The organism is Colwellia sp. 6M3, assembly GCF_014077595.1.
Taxonomy (GTDB): Bacteria; Pseudomonadota; Gammaproteobacteria; order Enterobacterales; family Alteromonadaceae; genus Cognaticolwellia.
Map to the genome: position 1 here is coordinate 1 of NZ_JACGWF010000002.1, position 18,967 is coordinate 18,967.

At 37.4% G+C, this 18,967-nt stretch carries 14 protein-coding genes and 1 tRNA gene; 4 read left to right on the forward strand and 11 right to left on the reverse strand.

Going from position 1 to position 18,967, the window contains the following annotated elements; translation table 11 throughout:
• Positions 1–9 precede the first annotated feature (9 nt).
• Positions 10–2,598: a TonB-dependent siderophore receptor gene (locus tag H4J50_RS00505; RefSeq protein ID WP_108457485.1), complete on the forward strand. Its 2,589-nt coding sequence runs from the start codon at positions 10–12 to the stop codon at positions 2,596–2,598.
• A gap of 412 nt (positions 2,599–3,010) precedes the next feature.
• Positions 3,011–5,980 carry a TonB-dependent receptor domain-containing protein gene (locus H4J50_RS00510; RefSeq protein WP_182253806.1) on the forward strand — a complete coding sequence of 990 codons (2,970 nt, stop codon included), beginning with the start codon at positions 3,011–3,013 and terminating at the stop codon, positions 5,978–5,980.
• Positions 5,981–6,299: 319 nt separating this feature from the next.
• On the opposite strand, the gene H4J50_RS00515 is transcribed toward H4J50_RS00510, so the two are convergent.
• From H4J50_RS00515 to H4J50_RS00525, 3 genes are all read right to left on the reverse strand, one after another.
• The gene (locus H4J50_RS00515) at positions 6,300–6,860 is read right to left on the reverse strand and encodes a lysozyme (RefSeq protein WP_182253808.1); all 561 of its coding nucleotides are present in this window, start codon (positions 6,858–6,860) and stop codon (positions 6,300–6,302) included.
• A 525-nt stretch (positions 6,861–7,385) separates the two neighbouring features.
• On the reverse strand, positions 7,386–8,459 hold the full coding sequence (locus H4J50_RS00520; protein WP_182253810.1) for a polysaccharide lyase family 7 protein: 1,074 nt from the start codon (positions 8,457–8,459) through the stop codon (positions 7,386–7,388).
• Between the two features lie 495 nt (positions 8,460–8,954).
• Positions 8,955–9,030 (reverse strand) — tRNA-His (locus H4J50_RS00525).
• Positions 9,031–9,243: 213 nt separating this feature from the next.
• Here H4J50_RS00525 and H4J50_RS00530 point away from each other — a divergent pair.
• Positions 9,244–9,786, forward strand: a complete 543-nt coding sequence (locus H4J50_RS00530) for a DUF1285 domain-containing protein (RefSeq protein ID WP_182253812.1) — start codon at positions 9,244–9,246, stop codon at positions 9,784–9,786.
• 7 nt (positions 9,787–9,793) lie between these two features.
• On the opposite strand, the gene hemN is transcribed toward H4J50_RS00530, so the two are convergent.
• The 8 genes from hemN to H4J50_RS00570 all read right to left on the reverse strand — a co-directional run bounded on the left by hemN (position 9,794) and on the right by H4J50_RS00570 (position 17,813).
• On the reverse strand, positions 9,794–11,164 hold the full coding sequence (gene hemN, locus H4J50_RS00535) for an oxygen-independent coproporphyrinogen III oxidase (RefSeq protein WP_182253814.1): 1,371 nt from the start codon (positions 11,162–11,164) through the stop codon (positions 9,794–9,796).
• Positions 11,165–11,396: 232 nt separating this feature from the next.
• Positions 11,397–11,897 carry a DUF2489 domain-containing protein gene (locus H4J50_RS00540; protein ID WP_108457460.1) on the reverse strand — a complete coding sequence of 167 codons (501 nt, stop codon included), beginning with the start codon at positions 11,895–11,897 and terminating at the stop codon, positions 11,397–11,399.
• Positions 11,898–11,906: 9 nt separating this feature from the next.
• Positions 11,907–12,479, reverse strand: coding sequence for a Der GTPase-activating protein YihI (gene yihI / locus H4J50_RS00545; protein ID WP_108457459.1), 573 nt, complete (start codon positions 12,477–12,479; stop codon positions 11,907–11,909).
• Between the two features lie 665 nt (positions 12,480–13,144).
• Positions 13,145–13,678, reverse strand: coding sequence for a VOC family protein (locus tag H4J50_RS00550; protein WP_108457458.1), 534 nt, complete (start codon positions 13,676–13,678; stop codon positions 13,145–13,147).
• 153 nt (positions 13,679–13,831) lie between these two features.
• Positions 13,832–15,625, reverse strand: coding sequence for a M61 family metallopeptidase (locus H4J50_RS00555; RefSeq protein ID WP_182253816.1), 1,794 nt, complete (start codon positions 15,623–15,625; stop codon positions 13,832–13,834).
• Positions 15,626–15,753: 128 nt separating this feature from the next.
• Entirely contained in the window at positions 15,754–16,614 is an 861-nt protein-coding gene (gene purU, locus H4J50_RS00560; RefSeq protein ID WP_108457456.1) for a formyltetrahydrofolate deformylase, read from the reverse strand.
• A gap of 88 nt (positions 16,615–16,702) precedes the next feature.
• A complete protein-coding gene (locus H4J50_RS00565) occupies positions 16,703–16,945 on the reverse strand; it encodes a VF530 family DNA-binding protein (RefSeq protein WP_108457455.1) in 243 nt (80 codons plus the stop codon).
• 139 nt (positions 16,946–17,084) lie between these two features.
• Positions 17,085–17,813, reverse strand: a complete 729-nt coding sequence (locus H4J50_RS00570; RefSeq protein WP_108457454.1) for a glutathione peroxidase — start codon at positions 17,811–17,813, stop codon at positions 17,085–17,087.
• Positions 17,814–18,142: 329 nt separating this feature from the next.
• Between H4J50_RS00570 and hutG the strand changes: the two genes are divergently transcribed.
• On the forward strand, positions 18,143–18,958 hold the full coding sequence (gene hutG / locus H4J50_RS00575; protein WP_182253817.1) for an N-formylglutamate deformylase: 816 nt from the start codon (positions 18,143–18,145) through the stop codon (positions 18,956–18,958).
• Positions 18,959–18,967 lie beyond the last annotated feature (9 nt).

The window sequence follows — 18,967 nt, forward strand, 5'->3', positions numbered from 1 at the left end:
GGAAATAACATGTCTAATAAATTCCGTACAGGAACGTTAGCAATTGCTGTAAGTTTAGCTTTAGGAACTACATCTACTTATGCTGCTGAAGATAATAGTGCAAAAATTAAAGCAGAAAAAGATGTAGAAAAAATTGTTGTCGTAGGCTCGCGTGGTGCTCCTCGCTCAGTAAACGACTCTCCTGTACCAATTGACTTAATTGGTGGAGAAGAACTAGCGCGTGGCGGTAATACCGACATGCTTGAATTAATAAAAGGCAGTGTTCCTTCCTTTAACGTCCACTCAAACCCTATTTCAGATGCGGCAAGTTTAGTTAAACCTGCCAATCTACGTGGTTTATCATCTGACAGTACTTTGATTTTAGTTAACGGCAAACGTCGTCATCGTGCTTCTGTCATTGCATTATTAGGTGGCGGTATTAATGATGGTGCCCAAGGTCCTGATATTTCAGTTATCCCTAGCGTTGCATTAAAACAAGTTGAAGTACTTCGTGATGGCGCAGCTGCACAATATGGCTCTGATGCTATTGCTGGTGTAATGAACTTTGTTTTAAAAGATGACGCTGATGGTGGCTCTTTAACTGCTCGTTACGGCTCTTATTATGAAGGCGACGGCGATACCATGGAAGTATCTGGTAACGTTGGTATGCCATTAACGAAAGACGGCTTTTTGAATTTAAGTTTTCAATATAAAAATGCTGATGCAACTAGTCGAAGTGTACAACGCCCTGACGCAGCAGCTTTTATCGCTGCAGGTAACACGGCTGTATCAGACTTAGCTCAAATTTGGGGTTCTCCTGAAGTAAATGATGACTACACTATTTTTGTAAACTCAGGTTTAGATTTAGGTAACGATAGCGAAGCCTACATGTTTGGTAACTTCTCTGAGCGTGATGTTCGCGGTGGTTTCTATTATCGTAATCCGCATACTCGTGGTGGTGTTTATAGTAATGGTGATACCGATGGTGATGGCGTATCAAATCTCCTTATCGCAGATTTAGACGGTTTGGGTGTTGGAGGCAGCTGTTCTCCTGTCAACGTGACTAGCGCTAATGTATTAACGCAAGACGATTACATTAACAATGTTGCTAATAATGACAATTGTTTTAGTTTCAACGAAATGTTACCAGGTGGTTTTACACCAAACTTCGGTGGCAATATTATTGATACCTCAATCACTTTAGGTACACGTGGTGAACTAGATAACGGTGTAATGTATGACGTTAGTGGTTCTGTTGGCTTTAACGAATCTACTTATGTAATTTATGATACCTTAAACGCCTCTTTAGGTCCTGCAACTCCGCGTGACTTTAGTCCAGGTAAACATACTCAGTTAGAAAAAACTTTTAACGTTGATTTCAGCAAAGATATTGATGTTGATATGTTTGAATCATTAATGGTTGCTGGTGGTTATGAATGGCATTCAGAATCATTTGAAGTAACCGCTGGTGATGTTGCATCATATACTGCAGGTCCATACACTGAACAAGGTTTTGGTATCGGCTCTAATGGCTTCCCAGGATTTAAGCCTCAAGCTGCTGGTGTTTATTCTCGCCAAAATTTCGCGTTCTATGTTGATACTGAAGCACAAATAACAGAAGACTTTTTACTAGGTGCAGCACTTCGTTATGAAGACTACAGCTCATTTGGTAGTGACTCTAACTACAAGCTTACAGCACAATATAATGTAACCGATGACTTTTCTTTACGTAGTTCAATCAGTACAGGTTTCCGTGCTCCTACAGTAGGTCAAGCTAATTACTCGAACGTGCAAACCGCATTGGAAAATGGTGCATTAGTTGATTCTGCATTATTACCAGCGAGTAACCCGATTGCGATACAGTTAGGTGCAACAGAGTTAACACCAGAAACATCTCAAAGTTATACTTTAGGTGCAGTTTGGAATATTGGCGAGCTATTCATTACGCTTGATTACTACAATATTTCAGTTGAAGACCGCGTGTCTCAATCAACTAAATATGAACTAACAGATGATGATAAAACAGCTTTAACCAATGCTGGTGTAGCCAATGTTGAATCAATACAGTTAGTAAGTTTCTTCACAAATGATTTTGATACAACAACATCAGGTGTTGATTTAATCGCTAACTACGGTATGGAATTACTTGATGGTGATGCCAAGTTTAGTTTAGCGTACAACTACAATAAAACTGAAGTTGATAGCTTCACAGCGATTACTGGCGACTTTAAAGTATCTCGTTTAGAAAATGATTTACCTAATCACCGTGCAACGTTGACTTGGTCACAATCATGGGATGAAGTGAGCTTCTTGATTCGTGGTAATTACTATGGCGAATATCAAGGTGTTCATGTTGACTATGTTGACACAGTTAATACTGGCGATGCTGCAGTAACAATTGATGCCGAGTTTAGTTACTTTGCTTCAGATGACATCGTGTTGTCTGTTGGCGCGCAAAACTTGTTCGACCAAGAAGCAACTGAAATAAACTTCACCGATGCCGGTGCAGCTAGTTGTGGTGGTTGTGTTAATAATCAATGGGGTGGTAAATATTATGAAACATCTCCGTTTGGTTTTAATGGTGGTTTCTACTACGTAAAAGCAACATATAACTTCTAATATCAGCTAGCATATTGTTGATATAAAAAACCCAGCTTTGGCTGGGTTTTTTTATGTCTAATGCTTGATAACTATTCATAGCTTTATCTGCATTAGAAACAGCGACTTTGACCGCTATTACACTCAGTGAGTAGACAAGATGAATTACTATTCGTCATTGGCGGTATTTATTAAGCTGACTTGCAAAAAAATATAGCATGAAATTAGAAGCGGAACTTGGCCTTTGCTAGCGAGTTAATGTCGTATTGTCAGATTATCGAGAGAGCTAATGATTAGCTTATGATTTAGATTGTTAACAAAATAAATAAATTAGGAAAAATAACTAGTAACTCCAGTCAAACTGCGTTCATAATATAACCATCAAGATAGAGCACTTTTGAGTGAAGAATAAAAAACGTGAGATATTTGTTAAGTGCGTAGTTGGTCACTAAAACAACAAAAAATAAAATACCGTCAATTTATTATTGCATTCTCTTTGCTATTTTTCGGTAATGCTTTGGCGTGTAAAGCCGCTGAGCGTTATCAATTTGAACTCCCTGCCATGTCTGCTGCTCAGGCTTTAGATAAATTAGCCACAATATCAGGTTATTCACTCATATACCCATTTGATGATTCTATCATTGTTGTTAGTAATCCACTTTTTGGTACTTACTCACTTGAAGATGCTCTAGGGCAGTTACTTTTAAACACGCCTCTTAGTGCTTTTGCTACTGAAAAACGTGTTATCGCGGTGTCTTCGGAGCTAAGCAATTATGACTATAATGGTAAAAATTTTGCTATTGATGTGTTCTTAAAAAACCATCTCAAACATCAAATGGATAATATTCTCTTTGGACCTGATTTTCTTACTGCTAATTTACCCGATATAGATTTTTCTTTTCAAGCAATAAACGAAGAAAAAAAATTAACTAGCGAAGTAGAAGCTGAGCGCATTCAAATAATTGGATCTCGTCGTATCAATAGATCGCCAAGCAGTGCTTTGGCGCCATTAGATATCATCAATAAACGTGATTTAAGCTCGCAAGGCAATAACGACCTAATATTCAGTTTGTCGAGTGTTATTCCTTCTTATAATACCAGTCAAGAAGCCATTAGTGATGCAGGTACTATGGTAAGACCTGCTAACCTTAGAGGATTGCCAACCGATAGCACGTTAATATTAGTGAATGGTAAACGGCGACATCGCAGTGGCGTGATCTATGAGTTTATCTCAGGGTTGAATATTGGCGCTCATGGTGTTGATCTTGAACCTATTCCGAGTATTGCTTTAAAAAGTGTTGAAGTTTTACGTGATGGTGCGGCCGCGCAATATGGTTCTGATGCCATCGCGGGAGTTATTAATTTTCGTCTAGAAAACAGTGCAGATATCAGTCGAATTGAAGTAAGTACAGGCCAATACTACGCTGGAGATGGTTCGACGCTCGAATTGTCTGGCATTCTAGGTAGCCAAATTGGTAGTAGTGGTAGTGCTAATTTTTCATTCCAACTTTCAGAAAGTGACAGTACTTCTCGTGGAATTCAAGATCCAGCAGTACAGTCGTTGATTGATAGCGGTATCAATGCGGACGATATTCAAGATCCTGTTGTTATTTGGGGTGCACCAAAAATTAGCAACAATATCAAGTTATTCGGTCATCTGGAGATGGATATTGGCGCTAAAAACCAATACCAACAACTTTATATGTTTGGAAATTGGGCGCAGCGCGATATTGATGGCAGCTTTTATTATCGTAATCCAAATACCCGAGCAAGTGTATTTACGAATCCAAATGATGGCACACGACTATTTTTTGATATGACGAGTAATAACACGGGTAATTGTCCAGTACCCACTCTTCCTGGTAGTCCGGGTGATGCTGAAGCTTTAGCGGCTGTTTCAGCTAATCCCAATTGCTTTGCTTTTAACGAGCGTTTTCCTGGTGGCTTTACTCCACGATTTGGCGGCAGAGTAACCGATGAAAGTCTCGCGGTAGGCTTACGAGGTTCGCTAATTAAAAATAATGCTGATCTAACGTATGATATTAGTATGGTCGTTGGGAGAAATCGCAATGATTACAAACTACGCAATAGTGTTAATGCCTCATTAGGTGAAAATTCACCCAGTGATTTTGAACTCGGTTCTCAAATACAAACCGAAGGTGTATTTAACGCTGATTTTACTTACCCAATTAACGTTGATTTTGAGTCAGACTTGAATGTTGCCTTTGGGTACCAAACTCATTTCGAAAAATTTGAGATTGTTACGGGCGAAACGGCATCTTATCAGGCAGGACCTTTTGATAATAATAGTGAGGCGGTCGGAGCAAATGGCTTTCCTGGTTTCTCACCCGAGACCGCTAGTATTAATGATCGCATATCTAATGCCGTATATTTAGATATAGAAAGCGACATTACAGAAGCGCTCTCTATGTCGCTGGCGATCAGGTATGAAGATATCGCTAAAATAGGCAATACTTTTGACGGGAAAGTGTCATCCCGATTACAGCTCAGTGATGAAATAGCCATACGCTCAACACTGAGTACGGCATTTCGGGCTCCGACTGTGGGTCAATCTACTTTGCAACGCATATCTACCTCAAATTCAATCGTTAATGGTGTTGTAGTGCAACAACGATCACAGCTAGTAAGTGCGTTAAGTCCGATTGCTGTCGCACGATCTGGTGGTGGCCTTGAACCAGAAACTGCAACTAGCTTTAGTATTGGTTTATTATCGGATATAGGACCAGCAAATATTACCTTGGATTATTTTCTTATTGATGTTGATGACAGGCTATCTTTATTTTCGAGTGATGTAACTGCTGTAGATACAAGATTATTAGCCACCTCAGGGGTTAAATCAAACGTCACCAGTATTCAATATTATGCTAATGATTTTGACTCAATAACACAGGGATTTGACTTGGTTGCCAGTTTGCCATTGGGGTTTATTAGCCATAATAGCTTAGTATCACTCGCCTATAACTATACAGAAACAAAGTTAGGTGGCTTTGACAGTAAGAGCCCTATTGCTAATGTTAATGCTCGCAAAGAGCGTGAAGAAGGCATTCCAAATAACCGAGCCGTATTAACCTATTCTCAAAAGCAAGGCCATTTAAGTAGCATGTTACGTGTTAACTACTATGGCAGTTTTTACAATGCACAGTTTAATGACGTATCGCTTATTGAGAAAGTGAATGCAATTGTTATAACAGATGTTGAGTTTTCTTATGAAATTAATGAGAGTTTAACGGTAGCTTTAGGTGCTAATAATATTTTTGACGTCTTTCCTGATGAATACAGTAAAGGGCGAACATCGGGATTTTTAGGGGCTATTTACCCACTTAATTCGCCGATGGGATTTAACGGCGGTTATTATTACCTGCGTATGTCATGGGACTTATAAGTCTTCCTATCTAAAATCAAAATCAAAATCAAAATCGTGAGCAAGGTACAGCAACAAAATAATTTATGACTTTACGCTTAATGTTGAGTTAAACATTAAGCTAATTGTTGAATATATTAGAAATAAAAAAGAATTAAATAGTTAAAGCGGAAGAACCTTAGCGCACTTAAAATAGCGGAGTCACAACTAGGTTCTTTAGGCTATAGTAGGATCAATGTGTATTAAGCTAGATATTACGGTTTTGTTCATGTAATAGCTTGGATTTAAAGGTAATTTGTGGTGATGCACAACTTATCCTTTATTTAATATGTATGGCTATTTAAGGCTTAATAAATAAAGCTCTTTCCATTTTTCTACGTTTAACTTGATGAAGGTTTACCTTTTTATTCACTTTATTCCACATTAAAATGGCATCAGCTGCTTCTATCGGTAAATTGTTGTTAATTTTTTTCAGTACTGTCGAATTATAAAAATTACCACTACCAATATTGTACGAGAGGCAAACCATTGCACTAAACTGATTTTCTGTTATCGGCACTTTAACATGTCGGGCAACGTCATTTTCAAATCGATTTAAATCTTCTTTTAGCAACTTCTCAGCTTGCTTTTGCGATATCTTCATTCCTTTGTGAACATCAGCCATATGACCGTAACCTATGAGGAAAGCACCTGAGAGACCTCTATAAGCATTGAGGCGCACTCCTTCAAATTCTTTAATAATATTAATGCAGGAACGGTTTGTTTTAAACATGCTCGGGTCATTTTTTGTTATCGATGACGATTGATTAGATGGGGTAGACTGATCCGACACTCTAGGTGTTTGGCTACAAGCGCCAAGCAAAGTAATTAAGCCATATAGAGCAAAATATTTTAATTTCATCATTTTCCTTGAATCTAGATTGTATAAATTAAACTTACCACAACACATGCACGGCGCTGACATGAACAAGAGTATTCTCGCTTCGACTTGCAAACGAATGGTATGGCTCCTCACCTGTGTGTTATCAATAAACGTTTAATTAGGAGAGTAAATCTACTTTTAATTAAAGTCGCTGATATCGATTTAGCCAAACTTATTTTTAGACTTCGTGGAGTTGATAAACTTGACTAATGAGCTAAAACATAAAAAATACACTTTAAACAATGGCTTGTATTAATCAGCCCATGTAAGTGCAGTAAGGAAAGTATGTAAGCATAAATAAAGTCAAATACACTAGCCAAATAAGAAGGTTTTTTGATCAATACACGGCGAAGTACGGGTCAGTTAAATGGTATTAGTTGTCGTTACCATCACATGAATCATTTTATTCTCGTTATAATAAAAAGCCCCGATTAACGAGGCAATTTATTAAATCAGCTAAAATACGATTACATTTTATTTAGCCGAATTATTGTTAAGTTTACATTATTGCGGCTTTTTACTCATGCCAGTAACTAAACGTGTAAAGGTGACTTGCGCATAATCACCATTTTTCTTATCAGTTTTCCAGTCACCCGTACCTAAACATTTAGGGTACCAAAAGCCAGGGTCGTCTTTAATGCTACATTGATTATATGCACCAGCTTTAAAAAACAATGCATCACCTTTGTAGCCATAAGGATGGTCGAATTTATCAACTTTACCGTTAGCATCAATGTTGTTTGCTAAGTTAATTTGAAAGGTCACTGGCTTGTGGCGTGCAGTTGTAAAAGTTAAGTGCATAATATCTTCAACGACATTTATTTCATAGCTGAACGCTTCGTTTAACGCTATGCCATTTTCACCAGGTTCATTGCTTTCACTCCACAATTCACCCCAAACTGGGTAGGCAATATCTACACGGTTAGGATCTGCTTTTGGTAAGTTGCGTTCATAATTCCAGAATACTGAGCCATATTGATGATTTGGCCATTTTTTAAAATATATTTTAATCGGCTCATTACCATAGCCAAAGCCATTTCCTTCAGCGACGATAGTTTTATCTTTAGTGGCGTGAATTTGCCCTACAACAACGGAATAAGCAGGATTTTTTTCTGGGTAAGTAGCGCGTTTTGCGACATGGTTAACTTTAACTGTAGCCTGTAAGTTACCGCCTATTTGTGCATAACTTTGAGCGTTTTTGTGTGATTTTAAAGAGAAGTTATTGCCTGGCGCATAGTTTGTTAACTGAGGTCCGCCTAATAACTGATGCAGTTCACTCCGTGTGTTGCTTGAATTGGCAGTGGTAAAGGCTTTATTGGGTGTAGCAAAGACCATATTATTTTCGTCATCAAGGTAAAAATAATCAAGGTGGCTATAATTTTGAATATCAATTTTGCTTACCTGATCAACTTTGCCATTATTATCATTATCTGTCGGAATGGTAATTTTCCATGTTGATAAATCAAATTTAGCTGCAGGAATTGGCTTGCTCGATGTTTCGTTTATTGTGTTAGTAGCACAACCTGCAATCACTATAGTTCCTATTATTGCTGAACTTAATACTTGGATAAATTTCATCTTGATATGCCTTTAATAAAAAAAATTGATAAATTGTGCTTAATACCCGACGACTATTTATTTGCTATAACGCTTTACAGGATGCTCATATGGTTAAAGCAGATAGCAGCATAGCTCGTTGCTAGGGTTGAACAGCATTGTTAATAATATGGATATATATCTAATAAAGTAAGCTTTTTCCTCACATATCTATAGAATTTTCAAAGGAGTGATAATACATAGATATTTATAGTATTAAAGTGCCAAAAGGTTTTGAGTTTTGAAAAGGCAAGAAAAAATGGGGTGGTTAAAGGGACTTGAACCTTCGCGAACTTGAAATGCGGAATCATAGGTGATTACGATCGAGTTGGCGACTTTTTAAATAATTGAATATAAAGAGAAATATAAATAAATGGAGTGACTAAATGGACTTGAATTCTCGCGCACTTGAAATAGCGGAATCACCCGTGATTTTGGTCGAGTTAACTATTTCTTACATGATTGAATATAAAAAAATGGGGTGGCTAAAGGGACTTGAACCCTCGACAACCGGAATCACAATCCGGGGCTCTACCAACTGAGCTATAGCCACCACTGATAATACTTGAAGCGCCCAGTGATAAGGCGCGAGGATTGTATTGCATTTTATAGTGATATGACAAGTGAAATATTGCATTTCGACAGGTTTTTTTGAATTTTTTAGAGTGATGAATGATTTTTTGCTTGGCGGTCAGCTATTCGGTTATTTCAACTTTTACCATTAACTTGCTAATATGAAGTAAAGCTATCTAATAAGTTAACCATTATGTCATTAGAAAAAATATCAGCGCAAATTTCTGACTCTCAGCAGGGTAATGCTAAAAAAATGCCACCGGTTGAATTATGGGATCCACCTTTTTGTGGTGATATAGATTTAGAAATAAAGTCGGATGGTAGTTGGTTTTATAATGGTACTGTTTTTAAACGTTTGTCTTTGGTGAAATTATTTGCCTCGGTTTTGAAAAAAGAAGCTGATAAATACTTTCTAGTCACGCCGGTTGAAAAAGTTGGAATAATGGTGGCTGATGCACCTTTTATTTTAACGCAATGGCAATGGTTAGATGAGCAAAAAACCAGTATGCAAGTTACGACTAATTTAGATGACAGCTTTATTTTAAATGCTGAGCACCCCTTAGAAGCTAGTGAAGATGGCGCTTTATACGTTACCGTTAGGCGTAACTTACAAGCCAAAGTACATCGTAATGTTTATTATCAATGGGTTGATTTAGCTCGTGAAGATGACAAGGGTAATGGCGCTGAATTGGTGTTTTTCAGCGCTGATTGTCGATTTAGTTTAGGGCAATTATAAAGCTAATTTATATTACCCGAGAAAAGCGTTGTGTGTTTATATGTTGTTTTAAGTATGCATCAAAGCTCATGCAAATATTGCGGATTAACAGCCTAGCCTTTTGATCGACACGAATATGATCTCTAGTATTACTGATTAACCCATCTTGAATGAAGGTTTGCAGCAAAGGTAAGTCGTCAGCAAAGTAGTCATCAAAACTAATAGCAAATTTTTCATTAATTTTATTTTTATCGAGGTAAAGGTTACACATAAGTTCGCGAATAACTTCACCTCGAATAATGTCATCGCGAGATAAATTTACCCCTTTTTCGTGAGCGTGTGCTTTTGTAGCAATCGCTTTATAATAGCCTTGTAGCTCTTTGGTGTTTTGGCTGAAACTATTACCAATGGCACTAATTGACGAAACACCTAAACCGAGTAAATCACAACCACCTTTGGTTGTGTAGCCTTGAAAATTTCGGTGCAAGTCTCCGGCATTTTGAGCGATAGCTAATTCATCTTCAGGTTTTGCAAAGTGATCCATACCAATGAATTCGTATCCAAAGTCACAGAGCATCTCTATGGCAAGTTTCATCAATGCAAATTTCTCCTCTATGCTCGGTAGCCATTCATCCTTGAGTTTACGCTGTGCGGCAAAGCGTGTTGGCATATGTGCGTAACTAAATAGCGAAATGCGGTCAACAGCCATTTCATTGGCTTTGCTTAGTGTACGAGTAAAGGTTGCTATATTTTGATGCGGTAAGCCGTAGATTAAATCAATATTAATGGATTTAAAGCCGACTTGTTTGGCATGAGCAATAAAGCTGGCAATAAACTCGGTCGACTGTACTCGGTTAATTGCTTGCTGAACTTTTTTATCAATGTCTTGCACGCCAATGCTTAAACGATTAAATCCTAGACTGTAAAGGTGCTCAGCTAGGTTCATTTCTATTTCACGCGGGTCTATTTCAATACTCATTTCTACTTGCTCTGCAAAGGTAAAATTTTCTTTTAGCAGTGCTACTAGTTTTACCATTTGTTCGTGCCGCAAAAAGCTTGGAGTACCACCACCCCAATGTAACTGCTTGATGGTATAGTTTTTGAATAATACCGCTTTTTCGGTAATTTCTTGTGCGAGAAACTCTAGATAAGTGTCAGCTTTATCTCGGTGACGTGTGACGACCTTATTACAACCACAGTAATAGCAAAGGCTATGACAAAATGGGATATGCACATACAAGGACAACTCATTATTGGGTGACTCTTTTATCGCAGAGACTAAGTTGGTGTAACTAAATTGTTCATTAAATTCTAGTGCGGTTGGATATGAAGTATAGCGTGGGCCACTGGTGTTATATTTTTTTAATAGTGCCTGATCAAAAAACTGTGTTGCTCGCATAAGAATACCGATTTATTCATTTTTCGATATTATAGGTAAACTAGCAACTCAAACATTGATCGAGCTCAATACTATGGGCATCTTTGAAGTAAATTAGTTATTTATGGTTTAATTATCGTGAAAAATTTGTCGCGTATATTTAATTTTGGATACAGGGCTTTTTATGAGGTTTTTGTGGGGAAAGTATTGAGCCGCAGTATTCACTAACGGCATCAATAAAATTGTTAATGCTTTAAGTCGTGGATTCACTCAGCATACTATTTCGTTCATTAGCGTACTGGTGTAGTAACTCGATATCTTTACGAATATCGTCAGCCATTTCAGCTTCAAGCTTCATACGCTCAAAATCGAGTTTCATCCGTGATTTTTTATCCAGCTTTTTACGTGCTGATAAAATAGGCATGTGCTTTATAGCTTCATAAAACTTGAATACTGAAGGAAACTGAACATTTAAATTTTGGCTTAATTTTAATGAATCAAGCAGTACGCTTAATCGCCAGCAACCTTCTGCAATATCACATTGCTCTTCTTTCATTGCACGCACAATAATAATAACACTAGAGATTATTTTTTTATCATGCTGTTGCAATGCTAGCTGCTGAGCTATTTCTTTTTGCTCTTGTGCTTGCGTTTGAAGCTTCAATTGGCGCAATAGCTTGACGGCTATTGCTGCTAAAACACCAATAATTACAAAGGCTAATAAAGCTAGATATACCCAAGGATTTGATAGCATTTAAGTTACCTATTCAAATTTTGATAAATCACTATTATTAAACTTGTCCCATAGATCATCTTCTGAATCTGACTTCTGAGTTTGTTCAACAACTTCATCTTCATCATCTAGGCCTAATTCTTGACTGATTTTTTCGTGCTGTTCCATCAGCGTATTGAAATAGTTAACCTCTTCTGACGTTAAGGTTATTTCATTATCTTGTTTTTCAAGTATTTCAAGCAATCTAGGGTCTTGCTCAATACGGCTTAATTGATCAGCTAATGACTCACCTGTTTCAACCACACGGATAGCCGCGATAGGTGAATTATCTTGCACTTTTTTAGCTGGCTTAGTTTTTATCGGCGCATTAACTGGCTTACCTAAATCGATAGGCGTTTTATTACCAATGCGAGGATCTTTATTTTTTGCAGAGTTTTGATTTTGGTTAATTTTTGGTGTGGCTTCTTTTTGACGGTTACCCGCTTCGTTACCATTTGATTTTTTTGCTCTACGCGGCTTTGGCTCTACCAATTTCTTTTTGTCATCTTTTAGGATGCCAATAGAACCGGTGCCTGGCTTGCGTGATTTTTTCGTACGAGACATAGTAATAACTTAAAATAATGAACAATTGTGCTTATTTTACGACATTCCACAGTAAACCGCGATAGAAAGAAAAAAAGCGACGTTATTAACGTCGCTTTTTGAGAAAATGTGGCAATTGCCAACATATATAATCCCGATTCTTAAGTGGCTATCCTAGCCTTTTGTTACGGTCCCTGTTGGGTTTTTAATTTCCAATATTATTTTTATTATTATTTCCGTGCTTAATTTTATTTTTATCGGTCATCCTGACACTTTTTTGAGCTATCCCTAATGCCTTTTTAGGCGAAATATTCAGTGCTTATCCCAAGCTTTATTAAACCATCCGTATTTTAAATTTTCTTCTGCGTTAGTTAACGCTTATTGCTGTCCGTGCAATTATTATCCGTTTTGTTTAGTGCTATCTATGTAGCTGACCCATACTTTACGTGAGTTTCGTCAAGCATCAAGCGGTTTTTTCGTTTGTTTATTACGCAAAAAAACTAAAATTCAGCAAGTCTTTGTTTTTAAGTGTAATAAATTTGTTAATAAGTGTAATTTAATTTTTATTTATTCAATTTTAGTGGGCAATGTCTTACAAAAACGGGCAAATATTTGAATGATTTTTGCCAAACCTTAATTACGAAGCTCTTCGTTAATAAGGCTTGTAGCGTTATTTTTGTTAAATATTAGTCATCTAGTTGGTGTAACCAAGCTGCATGAGATGGCGCTTTTTTAGTTTTTGACCATTCTTCAACCATGAGTGGTGCAACCCTTTTAAGCTCGGCATATTGCTCAATTGTGCCTGTATTTGCCGCTAACTCTAGGCGATGACCATTTGGATCGAAGAAATAAATAGATCTAAACACACCATGATTTACTGGGCCTAATACATCTAAACCGTGTGACTGCAGATCATTTTTGGCTGACACTAACGCGTCTAAATCTTCAACTTCCAAAGCGATATGTTGAACCCATGTTGGCGTGTTTTCATCGCGGCCCATATCAGGAGAGTTTGGAATTTCAAAAAAGGCTAAAACATTGCCCATGCCTGCATCTAAAAATATATGCATATAGGGATCTGGCGCTTTGGTTGAAGGTACTTCATTTTCTGCAATGGCAACGGTGAGTTCCATATTTAAATGTTTTTGATACCACTCGACAGTCTCTTTTGCGTCTTTACAGCGATAAGCCACGTGGTGGAAGCGTTTTAAATTAATCATAAGGTTAGTACTTAAATTATAAATAGAGCGATTATCGAATAGGTAATTTTTACCATAACTCGATAATTCACCCTAATTTTCTGCTGAGTTTAACGACGTAAAGTTGTCAGTAATTACGTACGCTTTAGTTTACAAAGGTTTTATAAAGCGACCTTAACCATTGGGAATAATATCTTGCCAGTGCTTCACTAAAATATCGTCAACGACCTTGAATGCTATACCTGCTAATGGTGAGTCGATAACGGTTATTGTTGAGCTTAACAGTTGGTCATCCCTAAAAAAATGGCATGTTAGCTCGCTGTTTTCAGGTTGATGATCAACGATAGCTTGTATCGATTGCTCTGTAACTTTTACTTCGTCAAGTGCAATGAGTACATCGTTAACGGCTAACCCTGCCTTGGCCGCAGGTGATTTTTCTAATACTTGTGTGATCATTAACCCAAAAGGCTGCGCTTTGTAATTTGCACCTATATAAGCGTGAAAATTTGTCTCAGAGGTTGTTTCTAAACTGTTTAACTTTTTGAATTTATGCTGTTGCAATTCAACACCATAATTAGCCAGTTCAGCTGTTAAATCTATGCGTTTATTACTGTATAAGTGTTGTTTAAATATTGACGAAATATCTTCACCGCAAAGCATGCTGGCAATATTAATGAAGTCTTCTTCACTGGTGCCGATATTGGTGCGACCAAAATGTATCCATAACTCTCGCATTAAAGTGTCTAAACTATACTGGCCATTTGATTTACTGCGAATAGTTAAATCTAGCCATAACGCAATAATTGCGCCTTTAGCGTAGTAGCTAACAATATTATTAACCGCATCAGGGCCTTGTTGATAAAACTTGGTCCAAGCGTCAAAGCTTGAAGCGGTTATGCTTTGCTTTAACTCACCTACACCGCGATTAACTCGTGTAGAATTTTTCGCTATTATTGCCAAATACTCATCGAAGTTAATGATGCCTGTGCGGAAAAGTGAAAAGTCATCGTAATAAGAAGTAATTCCTTCGAAAGCCCATAACTGCTTGGTGTAGCTTTCTTGTTTTAAATTGTAAGGAACAAATTCTTTTGGCTTTATACGACAAACATTCCAGGCGTGAAAATATTCATGTGAACATAAACTTAAGAAGGTTCTATAATCTTCAGAACGCTGTGTTGTCGGTTGTTGCGGGTTGGGTAAATCGAAACGACCTGCTTGTAAAATAGTAGAGTTTTTGTGTTCTAAACCACCGAAGCCGTTGGCGAGTAAATGGGTAATAAACCAATACTCTTTAAATGGGGCTTCACCAAATAAACTGATGTGATGTTGACATAACTTGCTAACATCTTCCGCTAGTTGTTGGGTATCACCATAATGCTTGCTGGTAAATACTAAGTGATGAACAACACCTTCTACGGTAAATTCGGTGCTATCAAACTCACCTATGGCTACTGGGCAATCAATTAAGTGTTGGTAATTATCAGCAGTATATTGGCCAAATTGATATTTTTCTGTGCCATTTGCTCGGGTTAATCCTGTTGCTACACGCCACTGGCTATGTTCGGATAAAGTTGATGGCAAAATACTAAGCTGACAGGGTTGCTCACTTAATTCCTCTACTTGTAAAAATGTTGAGCTGCCATTGAAAAAGCCACGTTGACTGTCTAAATAGGCGGTACGTACTGAGAGGTCAAAAGCGAACACTTGATAACGAACCTGAACCTGTTCATCACTTGCTTCTATTAACCAAGTTTGTTTGTCAGTTTTGGTTAATTCAATCGCTTCATTTTTACTGTTAACTGCGCAAATTCCGGTAATATTTTTTGCAAAGTCTCGGATCATATAACTGCCGGGCAACCAAGCGGGTAACGTTAACGTATAGTTTTGGCTCGGAGTGCTTTTAAAAGATAGAAGTACCTCAAATAAATGACTATTTGGGTTCAGTGGGGAAATTTGATATTGGATCATATTGGCGCACAAATGTTGACAAGATATTTGTGCTCCAATGTAGCAGAGTTATTTGAATATAACAGCTTGGAAATGCGCCTTAGCGGCAGACTGTTTTATATTTGTACTCATTTAAAGTTAATTTAAAGCTAATTCAAAATGACGGTTTTATCTTTATTAATACAAATGCGTTGCTCGGCATGCATTTTCACCGCGTGGCATAGCGCTGTGGCTTCAAGGTCATGGCCTAAATGTACCATTTGCTCAATAGTAAAAGCATGATTAATCGGTTTTACTTCTTGAACAATAATCGGTCCTTCGTCAAGGTCAGCAGTAACATAGTGTGCTGTAGCGCCAATGATCTTAACACCGCGTTTATGAGCTTGATGATAAGGCTTTGCGCCTTTAAAACTCGGTAAAAAAGAGTGATGAATATTAATAGCTTGGCCACGTAAGCTGTTACAAAGCTCGTCTGATAATATTTGCATGTAGCGGGCAAGTATTAGCAAGTCGCCGTTATATTGTTGATAAATATCTAATAAGGCTTGCTCTTGCTGTGCTTTATTTTCTTTATTAACTGGTAAGTGATGAAACGGCACATTGTGCCATTGTGCTAGCGCCTGACAATCTTGGTGGTTTGACGTGATTGCAACAATATTAACCGGTAATACACCCGCTTTCCATTTTGTTAGCAATGAGACTAAGCAATGGTCATCTTTTGAAACTGCAATGACCACATTAGGGAAATTGGCTTTTTCTCGCAATTGATAATTCATGTTCAAAGGTTTAGCTAGCAGTTCAATCGCTTGGCTGAACTCTTCAAAACTTACTGTTAGCTCACGATCATCAAATGCAATACGTGAAAAAAATGTATCGGTATAAGGATCACTGTATTGGCTAGTTTCAGTAATAAATGCGCCATGTTGGAATAAACTTTGGCTAACTTTTGCAAGCACACCTGAAGTATCTGGGCATTGCCAAGTTAAAATGTAGTGATGAGTGTTTGTCATATTGAAGAGTTTCTATGGTTATATGTGAGCAGTTTCACACTTTACGGCCAAATTGATAAATACTTTTGCGCTATATGTTAAGACTAATTTAAGCGGATGGGTTTTCATCGCTGAGTTTACTTTTATGTTGAATATAAAGTGCTTCAACTTTTTCTCTTGCCCAAGGGGTTTTTCTGAGAAATTTTAAGCTTGAGTTAATACTAGGATCATCGGTAAAACAACGGATTTTTATTTCTTTGCCAAGGTAAGTAAAACCAAAGTGTTCAACGAGTTGTGTGACGATAATTTTTAACGTTAACCCATGTAGAGGGTTGTAAGGTTGATGATCCATATTGTTTGGCCTTAGCTATTTTGTACACTATTCTACCATGGCGTGAGTTAATAGTTATAAGGCAAAAAACAAAAAACGACGCAATGCGCCGTTTTTATTATATTTAGACTAAACAATGTTTAACCTAGTTAATAATGAATTAACTAAAGTGAGCTGCTAATGCTTCGCTGCCACCAATATTTTTTCCATCGATAAATACTTGTGGAACTGTGTCAGCGTTAGTAATTGCTTTAAACATAGTTAAATTAACATCTTTGCCAACTTCTAATTCTTCAAATGTTAAACCTTTTTCAGTTAACAATGCCTTTGCTTTTTTACAGTATGGACAAGTTGGCTTGCTAAATACTGTGATGGCAGACGTTTGACATGCTGAAGGATTGATGTGCTTTAACATAGTGTCAGCGTCTGATACTTCAAACGGGTCGCCTGGTAAATCAGGTTCGATAAACATTTTTTCAATAATGCCATTTTTAACTAGCATTGCATAACGCCAGCTGCGTTTACCAAAACCAATGTCAGCTTTGTCTACAAGCATGCCCATAGCATCAGTAAATTGACCGTTGCCGTCAGGAATAAAGCTAATGTTGTCGGCATCTTGGTGCTCTGCCCATGCGTTCATTACGAATGTGTCGTTAACTGACATACAAATAATTTCATCAACGCCATTTTTAAATAACGTTGGTGCTAATTCGTTGTAGCGTGGTAAATGTGAAGATGAACACGTTGGTGTAAAAGCACCAGGTAATGAGAAAACCACAACAGTTTTATCATTAAAAATTTCATCACTAGTACGCGTTGTCCACTCGTCGTTTGCTCTTAATGTAAAAGTAACATTAGGGACTTTTTGTTGCTCTTTATTTTCTAACATAATGGCTCCGTTTATAGTTTATAAAATAGTAGTGTTGCTCGATATGCGGTTATTATCAAATATGATCGGTAATCAGTAAAGTGATTAATATTGTGCTTTGTGATTCATAAAAGCGATTAACTTAAGGTTTTAAGCATTTATTTTAAGGTAAAACTGCACGCTACGCTTATTGTGCTGGTTTATGCTTTATTAGCAAACTCAGTATTAATGGATTTGATTAACATTACCTACGTGAATTTACGGTTGCAGAACGAAATGGTTTCCTGTTTTATCAATGAAGTGGTAAATTATGGTTAATTAAGTTGTATATACAATTTCGAGAGGATTATATGTCTAATAGTTACACGTTAATTAAAGGCTCTGTACCTTTGCTTATTAGCATGCCGCATAACGGTGAAGCGATACCCAAAGATATTGCTGAGGTGATGACAGAAAAAGGACATGAAGTAGCCGATACTGACTGGTACATGGATCGTTTGTACGCTTTTGCTCAAAAACTGGGGGCTTATATATTAGTTCCTAAATTTAATCGCTATGTTATTGACTTAAACCGTGATCCTGACGGAGTTGATTTATATCCAGGTGCTAACAATACAGAACTTTGTCCGACCACCGCATTTGATTTATCACCTTTATATAAGAACGATTGTCAGCCTACTCCTGAGCAAATATCCGAACGTGTTGAACTTTATTGGCAACCGTATCATCAAGCTTTAGCGTCAACAATGCAGGAAATAAAAGCTCAATTTGGTCAAGCTATACTACTTGAAGCCCATTCTATTCGTTCACAAGTTCCGAGGTTTTTTCAAGGCCAATTACCCGATTTTAATTTTGGCAATGCTGACGGTAAAAGTTGTTCACCTGAGTTGATTTCTACCATAGCAGGTTTAGATTACGCCCCTTACACTATGGTTTGTAATGGTAGGTTTAAAGGGGGCTATATTACACGGGCCTTCGGTAAACCTGAGATTAATTATCACGCTATTCAATTAGAGCTGTCACAATTTACCTATATGAATGAGCAAGCTATGACCTACAACGAAACACTGGCAGTGCAGGTACAACCTAAACTTGAAACGCTGGTTAAAACCCTGATAGCTTTTGCGTCGGCTGAAAATGCTAATAAAAGTGTAACGAACTCATAAGGTGTAATA